Source organism: Microbacterium sp. (assembly GCF_032084865.1).
Taxonomy (GTDB): Bacteria; Actinomycetota; Actinomycetes; order Actinomycetales; family Microbacteriaceae; genus Microbacterium.
Window position 1 is genome coordinate 1 of the sequence record NZ_DAMDLU010000192.1, and the last position, 3,994, is coordinate 3,994.

General features: G+C 69.6%; 5 protein-coding genes. 1 reads left to right on the forward strand and 4 read right to left on the reverse strand.

The features are described from left to right. Positions 1-65: 65 nt before the first annotated feature. The 3 genes from rsmH to RT309_RS14105 form a co-directional block, all read right to left on the reverse strand. On the reverse strand, positions 66-1,004 hold the full coding sequence (gene rsmH, locus RT309_RS14095; RefSeq protein WP_313358045.1) for a 16S rRNA (cytosine(1402)-N(4))-methyltransferase RsmH: 939 nt from the start codon (positions 1,002-1,004) through the stop codon (positions 66-68). Between the two features lie 96 nt (positions 1,005-1,100). Then, complete coding sequence (gene mraZ / locus RT309_RS14100; protein WP_313358047.1) at positions 1,101-1,532, reverse strand: division/cell wall cluster transcriptional repressor MraZ; 432 nt, start codon at positions 1,530-1,532, stop codon at positions 1,101-1,103. A 276-nt stretch (positions 1,533-1,808) separates the two neighbouring features. Continuing rightward, a complete protein-coding gene (locus tag RT309_RS14105; RefSeq protein ID WP_313358049.1) occupies positions 1,809-2,195 on the reverse strand; it encodes a DUF3040 domain-containing protein in 387 nt (128 codons plus the stop codon). A 96-nt stretch (positions 2,196-2,291) separates the two neighbouring features. Here RT309_RS14105 and RT309_RS14110 point away from each other — a divergent pair, with 96 nt between their 5' ends. Beyond that, positions 2,292-3,368, forward strand: a complete 1,077-nt coding sequence (locus RT309_RS14110; RefSeq protein ID WP_313358051.1) for a polyprenyl synthetase family protein — start codon at positions 2,292-2,294, stop codon at positions 3,366-3,368. Positions 3,369-3,398: 30 nt separating this feature from the next. On the opposite strand, the gene RT309_RS14115 is transcribed toward RT309_RS14110, so the two are convergent. Then, positions 3,399-3,743 carry an Rv2175c family DNA-binding protein gene (locus tag RT309_RS14115; protein ID WP_313358053.1) on the reverse strand — a complete coding sequence of 115 codons (345 nt, stop codon included), beginning with the start codon at positions 3,741-3,743 and terminating at the stop codon, positions 3,399-3,401. Between the last annotated feature and the right edge of the window lie 251 nt (positions 3,744-3,994).

Here is a 3,994-nt window from a genome sequence, read left to right on the forward strand (position 1 = left end):
GGTCAGCCGACGCGGCGGGTCGACGGGCGGGGTGGGGCGCGGCAGCGCGCGCGCGGTCTGCAGGCTCATGCCGACTCCCTCAGCTTCTCCGCGGCACGCAGCCGCACGGGTATCGCGCGCGGGTTGCGCGCCTTCTCGTCATCGCTCGCGAGCTCTGCGCCCTTCGTGAGGGTGCGGAAGCGCGGGGCGTGCTCCGGAAGCTCGACGGGCAGGCCGGCGGGCGCGGTCGAGGACGATGCTGCCGAGAACGCCTGCTTGACCAGGCGGTCCTCGAGCGACTGGTACGCCATGACGGCGATCCGCCCTCCGACGACGAGCGCGTCCATCGCGGCGGGGATGGCGTCGGCGAGCACGCTCAGCTCGGAGTTGACCTCGATGCGCAGCGCCTGGAAGACGCGCTTCGCGGGATGACCGGCGCGCTGTGCGGCGGCCGGCGTGGCGGCGACGAGCAGGTCGACCAGCTCACCCGAGCGGGTGAGAGGACGCTCGGTGCGCGCCTGGACGATGAAGCGGGCGTAGCGGCCGGCGAGCTTCTCCTCGCCGAAGCGCTCGAAGATCCGGCGGAGCTGGCCCTCGCTGTACTCCGCGAGGATGGTCGCGGCGGTGCGCCCCTTCGTCTGGTCCATGCGCATGTCCAGCGGCGCATCCTTCGAGTACGCGAAGCCGCGCTCCGCCTCGTCGAGCTGCAGGGATGAGACGCCGAGGTCGAACAGGATCGCCGACGCGCCCTGCGCGTGCAGGCCGATCTCGTCGTAGACCGTGTGCACGAGCGTGACACGATCGCCGAACGGCGCCAGACGCTCGCCCGCGATGCGAAGCGCGTCCGTATCGCGGTCGAGTCCGATCAGGCGGATGCCGGGGAAGCGCTCCAGGAAGGCCTCCGAGTGACCGCCCATGCCGAGCGTGGCATCGACGAGCACCGCGCCGTCCTGCTGCAGCGCGGGCGCGAGCAGCTCGATGCAGCGCTCCAGCAGCACGGGTGTGTGGATGTCGCGGATGCTCATGATCTTCTCCCGTGACCTCCGGCTCTGATTCCTCTCCGCTCGACCCGGCACCGGGGAAGTGTGTCGGGGCGGAGCGGCGAGGCATCACAGCCGTGGTCAGAACAAGCCGGGAATCACCTCCTGTTCCAGATCGGCGTAGGACTCTTCATTGCTCTCGAGGTAGTCGTTCCAGGCCGAGGCGTCCCAGATCTCGGCGTGCGCGCCGACTCCCGTGACGACCAGCTCCTTCTCCAGCCCCGCGTACTGCCTGAGGTGCGCGGGGATGGTGATGCGGTTCTGACTGTCGGGCATCTCGGCGCTCGCTCCGGAGAGGAACATGCGCAGGAAGCTGCGGGCCTGCTTGTCGGTGAGCGGAGCTTCGCGGATCCGCTCGTGCTTGGCCTCGAACTCGGCGGTGCTGAAGACGTACAGGCAGCGCTCCTGGCCGCGGGTGACCACGATGCCGCCGGCGAGATCCTCGCGGAACTTCGCAGGAAGGATCACGCGGCCCTTGTCGTCCAGCTTCGGCGTGTGAGTACCCAGCAGCACTGGCCATCACCCCCTCTACGTCCGGCCAACTCGAGGTGCGCACCACTTTACTCCACTTCACTCCACTTACCTACGACCAATCCTCGTCAATCTCGCGAGGGCCGCCCCGATGCCGTCCGCGATACGCGTGATTCCGCGGATCGGGGGCGGTGGGGCACGGTGGAGCGTGAGTGGAGGACCAGTGGCGTGCTCGCCGTCACGCCGACGTCGGAAGGCACGAAAAAACCCGGATGCACGGCATCCGGGTCTCTCAGCGGGGCGGGTCAGCGGGTGAGCTCAGCGATCGTCCTGTCGCCGATCCCAGCGGTCGTTCATGCGATCCATGAAGGAGGAGTCGGCCGCCTTCGCACCGCGGGGGCTCGCCGACACACCGGACGGCACGATTCGCCGCACCGGCGTGAACGCGAGGATCGCCCCTCCCAGCATGGCGAGGAAGGCCACGACTCCGATGATGATGCTGCCGACCGCTCCGAGTCTGCCGCCAGCGGCGACCGCGGCGACGAGACCGCCGATGCCGACGAGCAGCAGAAGGGCGCCGTAGACCAGGTTTCGGTAGCTCAGAGACCGGTCGCCGGACGGCGCCGTGACGACGTCCGCGTCGTGCTGGAGAAGATGGCGTTCCATCTCATCGAGCATGCGCTGCTCTTGTTCGGAAAGAGGCATGTCCAACCCCCTCGGTTCGGTCATCCAAGTCTACCCGCGCGCGGGGCGGTCGGCTAGCCGCGCGTCGCCCGATTGTCTGCATCTAGGCTGGGAATCGTGTCTTCCTCCCTCGTCACCGACGCCGTCGCCGAGAGACTCGACCGGTTCGTGCAGAGCATCCGCTCGCGAAGCGCCGAGTACGGCCCCGACGCCGATCTGTTCCTGGACGCAGCCGCCGCCACGCTGCAGGGTGGGAAGCGCCTTCGTGCGAGGTTCGCGCACGCCGGCTGGCTCGCAGCCGCGGGCGACGTCGCGACCACGGATGACGCACTGTGGGGTCTCGGCGCGGCGCTGGAGATCTTCCAGTCCGCAGCGCTCGTGCACGACGACCTGATCGACAACTCCGATACGCGCCGCGGACGCCCGGCGTCGCATCGCGCGCTCGAAGCCGCTCACCGCGAAGCCGGCTGGCACGGCGATGCCGAGGCCTTCGGCCGCTCGACGGCGGTGCTGCTCGGAGACCTCCTCGTCGCCTGGAGCGACGACCTGCTCGAGGAGTGCCTCATCGGGCATCCGCATGCCGGACCGACGCGGGCGGAATACGCCCGGATGAGGCGCGACGTCACCGTCGGCCAGATGCTCGACGTGACCGAGGAGTCGGCGTGGAGCGTCAACCCGCCCGCCTCCCTGCTCGAACGCGCGCTGCGCGTGGTCGCTCTGAAGTCCGCGCGCTACAGCGTCGAGCAGCCGATCCTCCTCGGCGCGACTCTCGGCGGGGCCGACGAGCGGCTGCTCGCGCGGCTGCGCGCGTTCGGGCATCCGGTCGGCATGGCCTTCCAGCTGCGCGACGACATGCTCGGTGTCTTCGGCGATCCCGTGATCACGGGCAAGCCGGCGGGCGACGACCTGCGCGAGGGCAAGCGCACCGCGCTCATCGCGATCGCCCGCGAGGCTCTGACACCGGATGACCGTGCGCATCTCGACGAGCGCATCGGCGACCCCGAACTCAGCGCAGCCGAGGTCGTGCAGCTGCAAGAGCTCATCCGCGAGACAGGGGCCGCGGCGCAGGTCGAGAAGATGATCGCCGACTACAGCGATGCCGCGGTGCGAGCCCTCCGTGACGCAGACCTGAACGAGACCGCATCCCGCGCGCTGCAGGGCCTGGCCGAGGCCGCGATCGCCCGATCGGCCTGAGCCGACACGGCAGCGAGCGGTGGCATCCCGTCAGGCGAGCGTTCGCGCGACGCGGCGGACCTCGCTCTTGTGCCCGGCGAGAAGCGCGGCGATCGGCGTGCGGCCGAGCGTCTCCTCCTCCGCGAGCAGCCAGTCGATGACCTCGTCGTCCGAGAACGAGGCGTCCTGCAGGGCCATGATCGTGCCGCGCAGCGAGGGCAGCGGGCGCGCGTCGACGACGAACACAGCGGGTACCGCGAACGCGCCGTTGCGGCGCGAGCCGATCAGGTAGTGCTCGTCGAGCAGCCGGCGGACGCGTCCCGGCGTCTCGTGAAGCGCCTCGGCGAGTTCGGGAATCGTCAGCCAGGCGGAGGGATCAGCAGCGTTCTCAGACACCCCTCCACTATCTCATCCGCGACGCGACGCAGTGCGCGAGTTCACACGGATCACTCCAGTCACAAACTTCACACCTGTTGACATCCGTTTACATGCGTGTCAGCGTTTCTGTGGATCCTCAAGCGCTTCTGGGAGAGACGACATGCACATCACCAACCCGCGCACCGCGACGATGCGGATCACCGCACCGGCCGCCGTCGTCGGCACCCTGGCAGCCGCCCTGACCGCCGCTCCCGCCGGCGCCGAGGAGG

Excerpts from the sequence above, each read along its gene's own strand:
- RT309_RS14105 (WP_313358049.1), bottom strand. The coding sequence starts at position 2,195 with ATGCCTCTTTCCGAACAAGAGCAGCGCATGCTCGATGAGATGGAACGC.
- rsmH (WP_313358045.1), bottom strand. The coding sequence starts at position 1,004 with ATGAGCATCCGCGACATCCACACACCCGTGCTGCTGGAGCGCTGCATC.